This window comes from Streptomyces sp. SudanB182_2057, assembly GCF_964272715.1.
Taxonomy (GTDB): domain Bacteria; phylum Actinomycetota; class Actinomycetes; order Streptomycetales; family Streptomycetaceae; genus Streptomyces; species Streptomyces rubradiris.
This window is the reverse complement of record NZ_OZ186798.1, coordinates 4,118,665-4,133,771: the sequence shown is the minus strand read 5'-3', so window position 1 is coordinate 4,133,771 and position 15,107 is coordinate 4,118,665. Positions and strand designations below refer to the sequence as shown.

The window sequence follows — 15,107 nt, the reverse complement described above, 5'->3', positions numbered from 1 at the left end:
CGGGGCTCAGTCGCCCTGATCGTCGGACGGCGCGTCCGGGGACGCGCCGTCCTCCAGCAGCCGTTCGGCGATGTCGTCGGACCAGCCCTGCGCCCAGGCGCGCAGGGCGGCGACATCGTCCTCGGCCAGGCCGTACCGGAGGAAGTCCCGGTCGGCGTAGAAATCCGTGCCCGTCAGCCGCGACTGGAGGGTGGGCAGGTCGAACGGGTCGTGGGCGTGCCGACGGCCCAGTTCCTCCAGGTCCGGCAGCGAGAACCGGGCCGCGCAGGCGCGGGCGTCGACGAGGTCGACGGCCGCGCCCCGGTCGTACAGCGCCCGGATCTTCGTGCCGACGGCGTCCGCCAGGCAGAGCGCCGGGCCGTGGCCGGTCGGCCCCGGCGGCTGCCAGAACGTCTCCTTGTGCAGCGCCAGCGCGCACGGCTCGCCGGTGGGCGGGTCGGTCACCGTCAGCCGCACGGTCAGCGCGGTGACCGCGCCGGTCACCACCCGCCACCCCCGCTCCTGGAGGGCCGCGCCGACGGCGGCGGCGATCCGCTCCATGGGCTCGGCGCTCTCGGTGGCCAGGTCGACATCGGCGTGCGGGCGGCTCAGCAGACCGTGCGCCTGGAGGGCGTAGCCGCCGGCCAGCACCAGACCGTACGGGCCGCCCGCACGGGCGGCGTCCGCGAGGAGCCGGCGATGGGGTTCGGGGATGTCCACACCGACGATTCTCCGGCCTGCCGCGCCCTGGGCGCGACACCTGACCAGGCCGTACGGGAAAATCCCGCGCCGACGGCAACCTCCCGGCGCCGGGCGGCCACTGAGGAGTCGTAAGGCATGTACGACAGACTCTAAGGACTCCTCCGTGGCAGCTCCCTCCCACCGCCGGTCCCTCCGCAAGCGGCGCGTCCTCGTCGTGTCCGCCGCCGTCGTGGCCGCGGGCGTGGGCGCCGGGGTGTTCGTGCTGAACGCGAACGCCGACGCCGCCGACCTGTACCACCAGACCCTCGCCGCCAAGGACGGCTGGGCCGCCTCCGGCACGGGGACCACCGGCGGCGCGAAGGCCGACTCCGCGCACACCTTCACCGTCTCCACCCGCGCCCAGCTCGTGAAGGCGCTCGGCTCGGCCTCGGACACCACGCCCCGCATCATCAAGGTCAAGGGCACGATCGACGCCAACACCGACGACAGCGGCAAGAAGCTGACCTGCGCCGACTACGCGGCCGGCACCGGCTACTCGCTGTCCGCCTACCTCAAGGCCTACGACCCGGCCACCTACGGCCGCTCCAAGCTGCCCTCGGGCACCCAGGAGAAGGCCCGCGCCGCCGCCCAGGACAAGCAGGCGAAGAACATCGTCTTCAAGGTGCCGGCCAACACCACGATCGTGGGCGTGCCCGGCACCGGCGCCGGGATCACCGGCGGCAGCCTCCAGGTGAAGAACGTCGACAACGTCATCATCCGCAATCTGACCTTCTCCGCCACCGAGGACTGCTTCCCGCAGTGGGACCCGACCGACGGCGACGACGGCAACTGGAACTCGCAGTACGACTCCGTCTCCCTGCGCGGCGCCAGCCACGTCTGGGCGGACCACAACACGTTCACCGACGCGCCCCACTACGACAAGGCCAACCCGGAGTACTACGGCCGCGAGTACCAGATCCACGACGGCGCCCTCGACATCACCAACGGCTCCGACCTGGTCACCGTCGAGCGCAACCGGTTCACCGACCACGACAAGACGATGCTGATCGGCTCCAGCGACAAGGACAGCACCGGCAAGCTGCGCGTGACGATTCACCACAACGTGTGGAAGGGCATCGTCCAGCGGGCCCCGCTGGCGCGCCTCGGCCAGATCCACCTCTACAACAACGTGTACGACACGACGACCGTCAACGGCTACGCGCCCCAGTACAGCGTCAACTCCCGCGCGAAGGCCCAGGTCGTCGCGCAGGCCAACTACTGGACGGTGCCGAGCGGCGGCAAGGTCGCCAAGCTGCTCAGCGGCGACGGCACCGGCTCGGTCGCGGGCAGCGGCAACCTGGTCAACGGCACGGTCACCGACCTGGTCGCCGCGTACAACGCCGCGAGCTCCAAGAAGATCAAGACGACCGTGAACTGGACCCCGGCGCTCACCGCGGGCCTTCAGACCTCGGCGAAGAACCTGCCGGCGGAGCTGGCGGACACCACCGGCGCGGGCGTGCTGAAGTAACCCCCTCGCCCGCGTAAGGGCGCCGGGCCGCGAACGGCCCGGCGCCCTCCTCACGCGGACGGAAGCGGCGGGATCAGCCCTCTTCGCCGCCGAAGCGCTCCTTGTACGCGGCCAGGTCGTCGTCCGTCAGCTTGGCGAACAGCACCGGCGGCACCGTGAACGGGGTGCCGGCCGGAACGGCGGCCAGGGTCTTCGCCTCCTCGGCGGTGACCCAGGCGGCGGTGTCGTCGGGCAGGGCGAAGGCGCCGCGCATCGCCGCCGAGGTGGCCGGGATCAGCGGCTCGGACACCACCGCGTACAGGTGGATCAGGTTCATCGCCGTCCGCAGGGTGAGGGCGGCGCCCTCCTTGTCCGTCTTGATCTCCAGCCAGGGGGCCTTCTCCTCCAGGTAGGAGTTGCCGGCCGACCACAGGGCGCGCAGCGCGGCGGCGGCCTTGCGGAACTGCAGGGCCTCCATCTGCTGCTCGTACTCGGCGAGCAGCCGGGCGATCTCCTCGCCGAGCCGCGCCTCCGCCTCGCCGGGCTCGCCGCCGGCCGGGACCTCCTCGCCGAACCGCTTCTTGCTGAAGGACAGCACGCGGTTGACGAAGTTGCCGAGGGTGTCGGCCAGGTCCTTGTTCACCGTGGCGGTGAAGTGCTCCCAGGTGAACGACGAGTCGTCCGACTCCGGGGCGTTGGCGATCAGGAAGTAGCGCCAGTAGTCGGCGGGCAGGATGTCCAGGGCCTGGTCGGTGAAGACACCGCGCTTCTGCGAGGTGGAGAACTTGCCGCCGTAGTAGGTCAGCCAGTTGAACGCCTTGACGTAGTCGACCTTCTTCCACGGCTCGCGCACGCCCAGCTCGGTGGCCGGGAACATCACCGTGTGGAAGGGGACGTTGTCCTTGGCCATGAACTCGGTGTAGCGGACGGTGTCGTCGGCGTCGTACCACCACGCCTTCCAGTCCCGGTTCTCCGGGTCCTGGTCCGCCCACTCCTTCGTCGCGCCGATGTACTCGATCGGGGCGTCGAACCAGACGTAGAAGACCTTGCCCTCGGCGGCCAGCTCCGGCCAGGTGTCCGCCGGGACCGGGACGCCCCAGTCCAGGTCGCGGGTGATCGCGCGGTCGTGCAGGCCCTCGGTCAGCCACTTGTGGGCGATCGAGGAGGCGAGCTGCGGCCAGTCCTTGTCGTGCCGGGAGACCCACTCGCGGACCTCGTTCTCCAGCTTGGACTGGAGCAGGAAGAGGTGCTTGGTCTCGCGGACCTCCAGCTCGGTGGAGCCGGAGATCGCCGAGCGCGGGTCGATCAGGTCGGTCGGGTCCAGCACGCGGGTGCAGTTCTCGCACTGGTCGCCGCGGGCCTTGTCGTAGCCGCAGTGCGGGCAGGTGCCCTCGACGTAGCGGTCCGGCAGGAAACGGCCGTCGGCCGGGCTGTACACCTGGCGGATCGCCCGCTCCTCGATGAAGCCGTTCTCGTTCAGCTTGCGGGCGAAGTGCTGGGTGATCTCGACGTTCTCCGGGCTGGAGCTGCGGCCGAAGTAGTCGAAGGCGAGCGCGAAGCCGTCGTAGACCGCCTTCTGCGCGTCGTGCGCGCGGGCGCAGAACTCGGCCACGGGCAGGCCCTGCTCCTTGGCGGCCAGCTCGGCGGGGGTGCCGTGCTCGTCCGTCGCGCAGATGTAGAGGACGTCGTGGCCGCGCTGGCGCAGATAGCGGGAGTAGACGTCCGCCGGGAGCATGGACCCCACCATGTTGCCCAGGTGCTTGATCCCGTTGATGTACGGAAGGGCGCTGGTGATGAGGTGTCGAGCCATCGTGGCTGCTCCCAGGTCGCTGCTTTTCTGCGGTTTCGAACCTTCAAATCGTAGCCGACACGGGTGGGCCGCCCGCTTCCCGTTTCGCTGGGTGGGAAGGGGCGGCCGGGTCGCTACGGTGCGTTACGGGCGCCAGTCGGCGAGGACGCCCTCGTACAGCTCGGTGTCCGTCAGCTCGCGGGGGGTGGGGCCCGCGTGGAAGAAGGACGCGTTGGGAGTCTTCAGCCGGCGGAGGTAGTCGAAGGCCTTGTTGTCGTGGTCGCCGAAGGCGACGAAGGAGAAGAAGACGCCCGGGTGGGTCCGCGCGGCCTCGGTGAGGGCCTGGGTGGCGGGGGTCTTGGCGTCGGGGGCGCCGTCGGTCTGGAAGACGACGAGGGCGGGGACCGGGTCGCTGTCGACGTCGACGTGCGTGTCGTAGTGGTCGAGTACGGCGGCCACGGCGGCGTGGTAGCTGGTGCGGCCCATGCGGCCGAGGCCGGCGTGCGCGTCGTCGATCTTCGTGTCGTGGCCGGGGGCGAGGGTGAGGTCGGTGGTGCCGTCGACCTCGGTGGAGAAGAAGACGACGTGGACCGCGGGGTCGGGGCCGGGGTCGAGGTGGGCGGCGAGGGCGAGGGTCTGATCGGCGAGGGACTGGGCGGAGCCGTCCTTGTAGTACGGGCGCATGCTCGCGGAGCGGTCCAGCACGAGGTAGAGCTTCGCTCGGGTGCCGGTGAGGTTCTTCTTGCGGAGCGTGGTGGTGGCGGCCTTGTAGGCGGAGGTGAGCGCGGGGGTGCGGGACTTGACCCTGGCGAGGGGGGTGGCGGGCCTGGGCTTGGGAGCCGCCTCGGCTTCGCCTTCGGCGGTCGTGCGGGGTTCGTTGTCGGGCGCGGGGCGCTCCTGCGGGTCGGCGTGCGTCGCCGCCTCGGCTTCGCCTTCGGCGGTCGTGTTCCCACCCGCACCACCCGTGCGGCTTTCGTGGTCGGGTGCGGGTGGCCCCGGCGGGGTGTCCTCGCCATCGGCGGCCGGCGGGTCCGTCTCCGCCGACGGTTCGGGATTCGGGTCCGCCGGGGATGACGCCTCCGCCTGCGGCGCGGGTTCGGCTTCTGTCTCCGGCTCCGGTTCAGGCTCGGTTACCGCTTCGGGCACCGGCTCGGGTTCGGCTGCTGCCGCTACGGGCTCTGGCTCGGCTGCCGTCTTCGGCTCGGGCTCGGGTGCGGTGGCTGCTTCTGACACGGGCTCCGGGGCAGCTGTCGGCTCCGGCTCCGGGTCGGCGGCTGGTGCTGTCTTCAGCTCCGGCTCGGGCTCGGCTGCTGCTCCCGGCTCCGGCTCCGGCTCCGGTTCGGCGGCGGCTGCCGTCTCCGTCGCTGCTTCAGGCTCGCGGCCTGCCTCCGGCACAGCTTCCGGCTCCGGTTCGGTCGAGGCTGTTGTCTCCGGTGCCTCCTCCGGCTTCGGGACCGTCTCGGCCTCTGCCTTCGGCTCCGGCTCCGGTTCAGGTTCGGCCGCTGCTTCCGCGATGGGCTGCGGCTCGGCTGCCGTCTTCGGTTCCGGCTCGGCCGCCGCCCTCGGCTCGTTCGTCTCCGGCTCCGCCGTCGGCTTCGGCTTCGCCGCTTCCGGGTCCGTCGTGGAGGGCTCGTCGGTCCGCTGATCCGCCGGAGGCGCCTGGTGGGGGACCTGGACCTTGTCGAAGGCCGCTGCCACCAGGTCGTGCTCCTCGGCGGGGGACCGGCGGGGCTCCGGGACCGGGGGCTGCTCGTGGGAGTCGGAGGTCTCGGGGGTCTCGGGGGTCTCCAGGGCACCCTCCGGCTCGGTGGCTCGTGGCTTGCGTGAGCGGCCGAACGCGTTCCGCAGGAGAGTGAGAATGCCCATGTGCGCAACCCTTCGCGTGAGTTGTAGCCCGTCGATCGCTGGCCAGGACGGACACGTAAGGTTAGCGGCCCACCGGTGCCGGACCGGTCAACGCGGCGACGTGATCGAGCGGGCCGCCGCCACCTCCTGGCGCAACGGCTCCAGCACACTCTCCGCCGGCCCGGTGAGATCGGTGCGCACGGCGGTCGGGGTCCGCGCCCGCCGTACGTCGTCGGCCAGCTCCCGCAGGCGCAGGGTCACCTGCGCGATCTCCGCCGGCGTCGGGGGCGCCGCGCCGTGCTTGACGCGGACCCGGGCCGCCGTCGTGGCGTCGACGATGCGCTCCACCGCCACCACCAGCGGCCACCACGCGGCGGCCCGCCGGCCGGTCGGTGGCGGCTCGGTCAGGGCCCGCTGGAACTCCGTGCGGACGACGGACAGGTCGCGGTAGAGGCGGCGGCGCATCCGGGCCCGCGCGGCCGGGTCGACGCCGGGGCCGAACGCCCGCTCGACGTAGACCGCCGTGTCGGCCACCGCGTCGGCCAGCCGGTCGCCCACCCGGGTGTGCCAGCTCTCCGGCCAGCACAGGTAGCCGGCCGTCAGGGCGATCGCGCAGCCCAGCAGCGAGTCGTTCAGCCGGGGCAGCAGCAGTGCCGTGCCCTGGCGGTTGAGGACGTCGGACAGCAGGAGGATCACCGGGGTGATGGCCGCGGTCTGGTAGCCGTAGCCCCGCGGGGTCAGGGCGGGGATCAGGGGCGCGAGGAGGAACAGGACCGGCACGTCCCACCAGCCGAGGGGGACCTCGGCGAGGACCACCGCCGCCACCACCAGGCCGGCCACCGTGCCCACGGCGCGCATGAGGGCGCGGGAGAACACCGAGCCGAAGTCCGGCTTGAGGACGAAGGTGACGGTCAGCGCGACCCAGTAGGAGCGGGGGACCGGGACCAGGGAGACCAGCGCCTGGGCGAGCCCGATGCAGAGCGCCAGCCGGACGCCGTAGCGCCAGGAGTTGGCGGACAGCATGACGTTGCGCGCGGCCCGGGCCGTGCGGACGCCGAGCGTGGCCGGGCGGCCCAGGCGGTCGTCGATGCCCCGGGGGTCCACGTCCGGCGCGGCGACGACCTCGGCGGTGTGGCGCAGGGCGTGGTCCACCGCCCGGGCCGTCTCCGTGGCGGGCACCGGGAGGTCCGGGAGCGTCGTGGGAGCCGTGCCCGCCGCCACGTCGCGGGCCAGGGCACGGACCGCTTCGGGGATCCGCGGGGGCAGCGGGCGGGCCGCCAGATGGGCGGCGGGGGCCGCCTCGATCACCGGGGTGATCGCGTTCAGCTGGGCCAGCAGCCGGGTCAGGTCCGGGCTGCGGCCGTGGTGGCGGGCGCGCCGGGCGAGGATCAGGTCGTAGGACTCGTTCAGGGACTGGGTGACCGTGCGGCGGGCCTCCTCGTACGCCTCGGCGCGGTCGGTGCCGGCGGTGGCGAGCAGATCGGCGACCGCGCGGTAGGTGGCGGCGACCGCGGTCCGCTCGGGGACCCCCGCGCGCAGCGGCCAGGCCAGCAGGGCGAGGAGCAGGACCAGCAGGCCGCCGCCGGTCATCAGGGCCGGGGCCAGCCACCAGGGGGAGGGCATCGGCAGGCCCGCGCCGACCACGCAGTTCAGGAGCAGCAGCAGGCCGGAGACCGAGGCCACCGCGCCGATCGTGGAGATCATGCCGGAGACCAGCGCGACGCCGGTGACGGCGGCGACCGCGTACCAGCCGTGCCCGTACACCAGGGTGCCCAGGGTCACCCCGACCGCGCCGAAGAGCTGGGGGACGGCGATGTTGAGGATGCGCATCCGGTAGGCGTCGGCGGTGTCGCCGATGACCCCGGACAGGGCGCCCATGGAGGCGAGAGCGCCGTACGCGGGGCGGTCCGCGGCGAGGCCGACCGCCAGCGGGAGGGCCATGGCGACGGCGGCCCGGGCCACGGCGGCCCAGTTGACCGGTGCCTGCTGGGGTCTGAGGTTCCGCACCAGCCAGTCGGGAGGGGTCAGGCCGATGGGGAACTCTCGGGGCATGGGCCCATTATGGGGGAGTGGTGGTTTTTGGGGCGTTTCCCGGCGGGCGGGGAGCGGGCCCGCGGGCCGTCGCACCAGGGCCGGGGCGGGGCTACGCGTCCTCGTCCAGGCGGGTCAGGAACGCGGCGAGGTGCCGGTTGAACTCCTCGGGGCGCTCCAGGTTGGGCAGATGGGCGGCGCCCTCGATGACGTGCAGGACCGAGTCGGGCAGGGCCGCGTGCATCTCCTCGGCGTCGGCGACGGGCGTATAGGTGTCGTCGGCGCCGACCAGGACCAGAGCGGGCACGGTGACCCTCGTCAGCAGGGCCCGGTAGTCGGGGCGTTCGGCCCGGCCGCGCAGGGCCGCCGCGGCGCCCTCGGGCGGGGTGGCCGTCATCATGCGGTGCACGTGCGCCTTGACCCCGGCGTCGGCGTAGGGGGCGACCATCTTCTCCAGCACCTCGTCGGCGTAGCCCCGCATGCCCTCGGCCAGCAGCCGGTCCGCCATGGCGTTGCGGCCCCGTTTCCCCTCGGGGGTCTCGGCGGCGGGGAAGGTGTCGGCGAGGACCAGGCCGCGGATCCGGTCGCCGAAGCGGTCGTGGCACTCCATGACGATCTGGCCGCCCATGGACAGACCGGCCAGGACGAAGGAGTCCACGGCCAGGTGGTCCAGCAGCTCGGCGATGTCCTCGGCGTGGCGGGAGAGCGGGACCGTGCCGGGGGTCACGGGGGAGGCGCCGTAGCCGCGCAGGTCGGGGGCGATCACCCGGCGGCCGGCGGAGAACTCCGCGAGCTGCGGGTCCCACATCGTGTGGTCGAAGGGGTGGCCGTGGACGAGGACGAGGGGAACCCCGGCAGAGGTTTCGGGGCCTTTGTCGGTGTAAGCGAGGAAGGGCGGCATGGGCACGACCCTAGGTGTGGCGCTTCGCTCGGCGCAATAAGATCTTTGCCCTCGGTGCAATCCAACGCACCGGAGAACAGGGGGACTTGTGGACGACTACCGGCGCATCGCCGACCGGATCGCGGCCGACATCACCGGCGGACGGCTCCGCCCCGGCCAACGGCTGCCACCGCAGCGGGCGTTCGCCCGGCGGCGGGGCATCGCGCCGTCCACGGCGGGGCGGGTGTACGCCGAACTCGTGCGCCGGGGGCTGGTGGTGGGCGAGGTCGGGCGCGGTACGTTCGTCCGGGCCACCGCGCCGGACGGGCAGCCGGGGCTCGCCCTCACCGAGGCGGCCGGTGCCCCGCTGGTGAACCTGGAGCTGAACTACCCGTCCGCGCCCGGCCAGGCCGAGCTGCTGGCCCCGGCCCTCACCACCCTGCTGCGGCCGGACGCCCTCGGTCAGGCGCTGCGCCCGGCCGCCGCCGCGGGCACCCCGGCGGCCCGGGAGGCGGTCGCCGCGCTGCTGGCCCAGGGCGGGCTGCGGGCCGGGCCGGAACGGATCGTGTTCACCGGCAACGCCCGCCAGGCGATCGCCGCCGCGCTCGCCTCGCTGGTCCGGCCCGGCGGCCGGGTCGGGGTGGAGCCGCTGACGTATCCGCTGGTCAAGGAGATCGCGGCGCGCCTCGGCCTGGTCCTCGTGCCGCTCGCCACGGACGCCGAGGGGCCCGTGCCCGAGTCGGTGGCGGACGCCCACCGCGCGGCGCCGCTGTCCGCCCTCTACCTCCAGACCGCCCTGCACAACCCGACCTCGCTGACCACGAGCGCCGGGCGGCTGCGCCAGCTCGCCGACTGTGTCCACAGGCTGGGGATACCGGTGGTCGAGGACCGGATCTGGGCCTTCCTCCAGCCGGGCGGCACGCCCCCGCTCGCCGCGCTCGTGCCCCACCTGGTGCACCTGGTGGACAGCCTGTCCAAGCGGATCGCGCCCGGCCTCACCGCCGGTTTCGTCGTCGCGCCCCGGGACCGCGCCGAGGCGGTGGCGCGGGCCGTCCGGTCCGGCGGCTGGAGCGCGGGCGGCTTCGCGCTGGAGGCGGTGGTGCGCTGGCTCGGCGACGGCACGGTGGACCGGCTGGTGGCCGCCAAGCGGCAGGACGCGCGGCGCCGCCAGCGGCTGCTCGCCGAGAAGCTGGCCGGGTTCGCCGTACGCTCCGACCCGGCCGCCTACTTCGCCTGGTGGGAGCTGCCGCCGCCGTGGCGGGCGGACACCTTCACGGCCGCCGCGCTGGACCACGGGATCGCCGTCACCCCCGGCACGGCCTTCGCCGTCGGCACCGGCCGCGCCCCGGACGCGATCAGGCTCGGCCTCGGCTCGGCGCCGGAACGGGAACTGGCGCGGGCGCTGGTGACCCTTGCCGGGGTGGCGCGGGAGGGGGCGGACGGGGGCGGTGGGTGAGCCGGGGACGCTGCCGGTACCGGTCAGGCCCGGGCTCGGGTCGGTGCCGGGGCGGGGGCCGGGGCCGGTGCGGGTGCCGGTGCCGGTCGGCGGTGTCGTGCGGGGCGGGGCAGCCGTGGCCGGCGGGCGAGCCGGACGGTGAGGGCGACGGCGAGGCCGAGGCCGAGCAGCAGCCAGGCGGCCGTGCGCAGGGAGCCGGTCAGGGCGTCGTAGACCGCGCCCGCCGCGCCGTGCGACACACCGGCCGGCAGGTCGGCCAGGGTCAGGGCGCGGCCGACGCGGAGGGCGAGCATCAGCAGCGCGCCGCCCAGGGCCGTGCCCAGGGCGGTGGCGGCCACCGCCCGGCGGCGGCGGACGGCGAGCGCGATCCCGCCGACGGCGAACGCCACGGACGCGGCCGGCAGCCAGGTACCGGCGACTTCGAGCACGTGGAACCCCTTCCGGAACGCGGCCAGCCGGTGCGCCGGGAGCACGGCGACCGCGGTGTGCTCCACCGGGATGCGCGCGGCGAGCGGCACGTGGTCGCGGGCGAGCTGACGTTTGACCTGGGCGGTGACGGGGGCCAGGTCGACGGTGACGGCACCCTCGTCCCCGGCCCGCAGGGCGCGCAGCACGGCGTCGTGGGTGACCCGGTTGCCGGTGTCCCAGGCCAGCCGGAACGCCCGGGTCTGGGTGAAGGAGCGCACCGCGTCGCGCACGAACGGGCGCACCGTGCCGGGCGCCGGGCGGACGTCCAGGTGCTGGTCCACCGCGCGCAGGAGGCCGTCGCCGACGGTGTCCGCGACGGCCTCCCGCACGGCCGGGTCGGCGGCGAGCGGCGCCATGGCGGTGACGTACCGGCCCGTGTCGGCCAGCCCGTACGCCGCCCAGGCCGCCAGCGCGCCGAACGGGGCGAGGAGGCAGGCCAGGGCGATCAGTACGGCCGACAGGGCGCTCCTGAGGCGTCGTGAGGGCACATGTCCAGGCAAGGGCCCCGGGCACCGGGGCGCGAGCGGGAGCACTGCGTTCGGGCGACGGGAGGACCCGACTGGCGCACTCGCGGACCCGTCTGGCGCACTCGCGGACCTGTCTGGCGCGCTCGCGGACCCGCTTGGCGCGCTCGCGGACCGCCTGGCGGCATGCCGGACTCGCGGGACGGCGCGGAAGGTCCCGCCCTCCGGTGAAGGGGCCACCTGAACGGGTGAACCACGCCACGCCACGCCCGCGCACGCCCGCGCACGCCGGGCGTACGGCGCCCGGCGGCCGCGTGCGCTCAGCGGAGGAGTGCCGCTCAGCGGATCCGGCGTCCGAAGGCGTCCTCCCGCGTGTAGTAGCGGTAGAAGAACGCCATGAAGGTGGCCGCCGCGATCAGCAGCGAGATCAGGATCGTCCGGAGCACCGGCCTGCCGCTCTGGGCGTACAGGAAACCGAACGCGCAGCCGACGAACGCCGTCCACAGCAGCGCGTGCGCCTCCCGGATCATCCGGGGCCCCAGCGCCAGCAGCGCCATGCACAGCACCGCGAACACCAGCGCGCTGACGAAGCCGAGCAGCAGGTTCCAGCCGGTGATCGGGCCGCCGGAGCGGTTGTTGGCCGCCACCCAGTAGCCGTAGAGCAGGCCCAGCCCGACCGGCACGACGAGCCGGGCCAGCTTGTGGGTGCGGGCGTCGAAGACGTCGGGCGGGCGGGCGCGCACGTCGCTCGCCCGGCCCTCCACCTCGGGCGTACGGCCGGGCCGGGACATGCCGCCGGGCGCGGGTGTGGCGTGAGCCATGAGGGCACTCCTCTCTCCTCGCCCCCGATCTGCCTCCGCTACCAGGGCACACCGGGGCGCGGGGCCCGGCAACTCGGCCGGGAGGGCGCCGGGTTCCCGGATGCGTCCGGTTCTCCCCCGTGCTTCGCTGAGGACATGGAGGGCTGCCGGCCGTGACGTGGATGGAGTACGGGCGGCGACCGCTGCTGCGGGTGGGCGGGCGGAGCGTCGCCTGGCTGGTCCCGCTGCTGCTCCTCGCCGGCGTCGTCCTGGCGGACTTCAGTACCGGCGAGAGACTGCGGATGATCTCCTGGATCGTCCTGGTCCCGGGCATCTCCTCGGCGATCTGCGGGGCCCGGACGACGGCCGGGTACGGACTGCTGGCGGTGGCCTCGTACGTCTTGGTGGACACCGCCTGGCCCGAGCAGTACCAGGCCGGGCTCGGCGACTTCATCCTGGTTGCCGTCGGCGGCGCCCTGGCCACCCTCGCCGCCGCCGTGCGGGTGCGCCGGGAACGGCAGGTCGTGCACATCCGGGACATCGCCGACACCACCCGGCGCACCGTGCTGCGCCCGCTGCCGCCCGACTGGGCCGGGCTGGAACAGGCGGGGGTGTACCTGGCCGCCGACGTCGAGGCCCGGGTCGGCGGCGACTTCTACGACATCCAGCCCAGCCCGCACGGCACCCGCGTCCTCGTCGGCGACGTGCAGGGCAAGGGACTCGGCGCGGTGGAGGCCGCCGCCGCGCTGCTCGGCACGTTCCGCGAGGCCGGGTACCACGAGAAGGAGCTCGCGACCGTCGCCGAGCGGCTGGAGATCCGGATGCTGCGGCACCGCTCCCACACCGTCGCGCTCGGCGGGGCCGACGGCGACCGGTTCGCCACGGCCGTCCTGATCGCCTTCCCCGGCGACGCGCCGCAGACCCTGGAGATGGTCAACTTCGGCCACGAACCACCACTGGCCGTCGGCCCGCGCGGGGTCCGCGAGCTGCCCAGCGGCGAGGGCGTGCCACTGGGCTGCGCCGACCTCACGGGCGGCCGGCTGCCGCCGGTGCGCCGGGTGCCGCTGGCGACGGACGAGACGCTGCTGCTGGTCACCGACGGGGTGACCGAGGCGCGCGACGGGCCCGGCGACTTCTACGACCTGGCCCGCGAGGTCGCCCGCGCGGTCCGCGCCGACCCGCGCCGGGCCGCCCCGCACCGGCTGGTCCGCCGGGTCCGCGACGGCGTGCTCCGGCACAGCGGGGGGCGGCTGGAGGACGACACCACGATCTTCGCGGTGCGCCGGCTGCCCGGCGGCGGGGGCCCGCCGGGCGAAGACCTCGAACAGGGACGTTTGCGGTACTGAGGCCCCGGCGCGCGGTGCCAGCGGTTACGGTGCTGGCTGGAGAGCGGATCTACGGAGCCCTCGGGACCGACGGGGTCCACGGGTGACAGGGGGGAGGCATGATGCCTGGAACCGTGCTGCTGCTCGCGGCCTCGCCGGTGGGCCGGGGGCGCCTGGTGGACGCGGCCGGTGTCCTGCCGGTGCTGGCGGCCGTAGCCCCCGCCGTGCTGTCCGGCGCCGACACCGCGAACGTCGTGGAACTCGCCGACCCGCTGGAGCCACAGGCCGTCCTGACCCGGCTGCGGGCCGCGGCGGCGGCGCCCGGACCGCTCACCGTGTACGTCACCGGGCAACTGCACCTCGACCGGCGCCAGCACCTGCCCCACCTGGCCCTGGCCCGCACCACGGCGGCCACCGTCCGCTACACCGCGCTGCCCTGGCACTGGATCCGCGAGGAACTGCGGCTGCGCTCGGCCGCGGACACCGCGCTCGTGGTCGATCTGCACGCCGACGCCGAGACCTGGAAGCACATCACCGAGCGCGGCCTCGACTGCGGCCCGTGCACCGCCGTGTACGGGCGTGTCGCCCCGCCCGCCCGGCGGGGCCTGGCCGAGCCGGCGTACATGAAGACGGTCGCCACCCTGCTGCGCAGCGGCCACCGCCCCCCGCTGGGCACCCTGCACGAGCAGGCCCTGAGCCGGATCCCGGAGGAGACCCGGGGCAACCTGCTGCTGGCACACCCGGGCGGCGGGGCGCCGGGACCGGCGGCACCGCCGACCCCGGCCGTACTCGCCGTACCGCCCGGCACGGGGCCGGCCGGCGGGGTGCCGGGATCGCAGGTGCCGGGTTTTCCAGCGCCGGGACCGCCGGAGCCGGGGCTGTCGGGGCCGGGGCTTTCGGGGTCGGTGCTGTCGGGGTCGGGGCTGCCGACGCCGTGGGGTCCGGCCGCGGACCGGCCCGACGACGGGCTCGGCGGTCCGTCCGGGGACCGGCTCGGGCAGCGGTCCGGCGGTCCGTCCGGGGACCAGCCCGGCGCTCCGTCCGGGGACCGGCTAGGGGGCCGGTCGGGAGGTCCGTCCGGAGACCGACTCGGGGACCGGTCCGGCGGTCCGTCCGGGGGCCAGCCCAGCGCTTCATCCGGAGATCGACTCGGGGACCGCTCCGGCGGTCCGTCCGGGGACCGACTCGACGGCCGCCCCGGTGATCCACTCCCCGTCCCGCCCGGCGAGCCGGCCGACCGGCCGCCCGTCGGTTCCGATCCGCATGCCGCCATCAGTGCCGCCGTTCAGGGGGGCCTGCACGGCGAGGCGGACGGGCTGGCCGCGCGGTACGAGGAGACCGCCGTGCGGGCGTACGGTGCCGGGTCCGAGGAGGCGTTGCACTGGCGGGAGGTACGGGCCGACCTGGCGATGTTCGCCGGGGACCCGGCGCGCAGCTGCCGGGCCTGGCTCGCGGTGGCCGAGGCGCGGCTGGCCGCCGGGCAGGCGGCGGACGCGCCCGCCGTGGAGGCGGCCGTGGACCGCGCCCACCACCAGTGGGGCCGCATCGAGGACCCGGCGCACCTCCGCGAACTCGGATCCACCCTCGCGGAGTTGCGCCTCAGGGTGCCCGGACGCAGGCGCGGCGCGCTGGAGGACATCCAGCGGCAGCTGGGCCGGCTCCAGGCCGCGCCGTAGGCAGGAGGCCCACGCTCGGGCCGTCCGGAAGAAGACGACCGGCATGCGCTGTCCGCACGCGACCGGCCGGTGCGACCGGTCGCACCGGGCACCAGGCCGGCGCGGTTCGTCACCCGCGCGTTGATACGAACCGGCCCCGCGTCCGTACCGCTTGGGTGTCCGGGCCCGCGTACCGCCGTGCGTCCGGGCCGACGACGGACGATCCC

At 74.6% G+C, this 15,107-nt stretch carries 11 protein-coding genes; 4 read left to right on the top strand and 7 right to left on the bottom strand.

What is annotated here, in order from left to right; translation table 11 throughout:
- Positions 1 to 6: 6 nt before the first annotated feature.
- Complete coding sequence (locus ACSURM_RS17940; protein WP_436956248.1) at positions 7 to 699, bottom strand: nucleotidyl transferase AbiEii/AbiGii toxin family protein; 693 nt, start codon at positions 697 to 699, stop codon at positions 7 to 9.
- A gap of 145 nt (positions 700 to 844) precedes the next feature.
- Between ACSURM_RS17940 and ACSURM_RS17935 the strand changes: the two genes are divergently transcribed.
- Positions 845 to 2,188 (top strand): pectate lyase family protein, encoded by a 1,344-nt coding sequence (locus ACSURM_RS17935; protein ID WP_436956246.1) that lies wholly within the window; start codon positions 845 to 847, stop codon positions 2,186 to 2,188.
- A 73-nt stretch (positions 2,189 to 2,261) separates the two neighbouring features.
- On the opposite strand, the gene metG is transcribed toward ACSURM_RS17935, so the two are convergent.
- From metG to ACSURM_RS17915, 4 genes are all read right to left on the bottom strand, one after another.
- Positions 2,262 to 3,977 carry a methionine--tRNA ligase gene (metG, locus tag ACSURM_RS17930; protein WP_436956245.1) on the bottom strand — a complete coding sequence of 572 codons (1,716 nt, stop codon included), beginning with the start codon at positions 3,975 to 3,977 and terminating at the stop codon, positions 2,262 to 2,264.
- Between the two features lie 123 nt (positions 3,978 to 4,100).
- Entirely contained in the window at positions 4,101 to 5,822 is a 1,722-nt protein-coding gene (locus ACSURM_RS17925; protein WP_436956243.1) for a VWA domain-containing protein, read from the bottom strand.
- Positions 5,823 to 5,909: 87 nt separating this feature from the next.
- Positions 5,910 to 7,853 (bottom strand): FUSC family protein, encoded by a 1,944-nt coding sequence (locus ACSURM_RS17920; RefSeq protein ID WP_436956241.1) that lies wholly within the window; start codon positions 7,851 to 7,853, stop codon positions 5,910 to 5,912.
- 91 nt (positions 7,854 to 7,944) lie between these two features.
- Positions 7,945 to 8,733 (bottom strand): alpha/beta fold hydrolase, encoded by a 789-nt coding sequence (locus tag ACSURM_RS17915; RefSeq protein WP_436956240.1) that lies wholly within the window; start codon positions 8,731 to 8,733, stop codon positions 7,945 to 7,947.
- 88 nt (positions 8,734 to 8,821) lie between these two features.
- Here ACSURM_RS17915 and ACSURM_RS17910 point away from each other — a divergent pair, with 88 nt between their 5' ends.
- On the top strand, positions 8,822 to 10,168 hold the full coding sequence (locus ACSURM_RS17910; RefSeq protein WP_436956239.1) for a PLP-dependent aminotransferase family protein: 1,347 nt from the start codon (positions 8,822 to 8,824) through the stop codon (positions 10,166 to 10,168).
- A gap of 23 nt (positions 10,169 to 10,191) precedes the next feature.
- On the opposite strand, the gene ACSURM_RS17905 is transcribed toward ACSURM_RS17910, so the two are convergent.
- Together ACSURM_RS17905 and ACSURM_RS17900 are read right to left on the bottom strand one after the other, a co-directional pair.
- A complete protein-coding gene (locus ACSURM_RS17905) occupies positions 10,192 to 11,124 on the bottom strand; it encodes a hypothetical protein (RefSeq protein ID WP_436956237.1) in 933 nt (310 codons plus the stop codon).
- A 314-nt stretch (positions 11,125 to 11,438) separates the two neighbouring features.
- Positions 11,439 to 11,921, bottom strand: a complete 483-nt coding sequence (locus ACSURM_RS17900; RefSeq protein ID WP_436956236.1) for a hypothetical protein — start codon at positions 11,919 to 11,921, stop codon at positions 11,439 to 11,441.
- 161 nt (positions 11,922 to 12,082) lie between these two features.
- On the opposite strand from ACSURM_RS17900, the gene ACSURM_RS17895 reads away from it, so the two are divergent.
- Complete coding sequence (locus ACSURM_RS17895; protein ID WP_436961130.1) at positions 12,083 to 13,246, top strand: PP2C family protein-serine/threonine phosphatase; 1,164 nt, start codon at positions 12,083 to 12,085, stop codon at positions 13,244 to 13,246.
- A gap of 98 nt (positions 13,247 to 13,344) precedes the next feature.
- Positions 13,345 to 14,901: a hypothetical protein gene (locus tag ACSURM_RS17890; protein ID WP_436956234.1), complete on the top strand. Its 1,557-nt coding sequence runs from the start codon at positions 13,345 to 13,347 to the stop codon at positions 14,899 to 14,901.
- Positions 14,902 to 15,107: the final 206 nt, after the last annotated feature.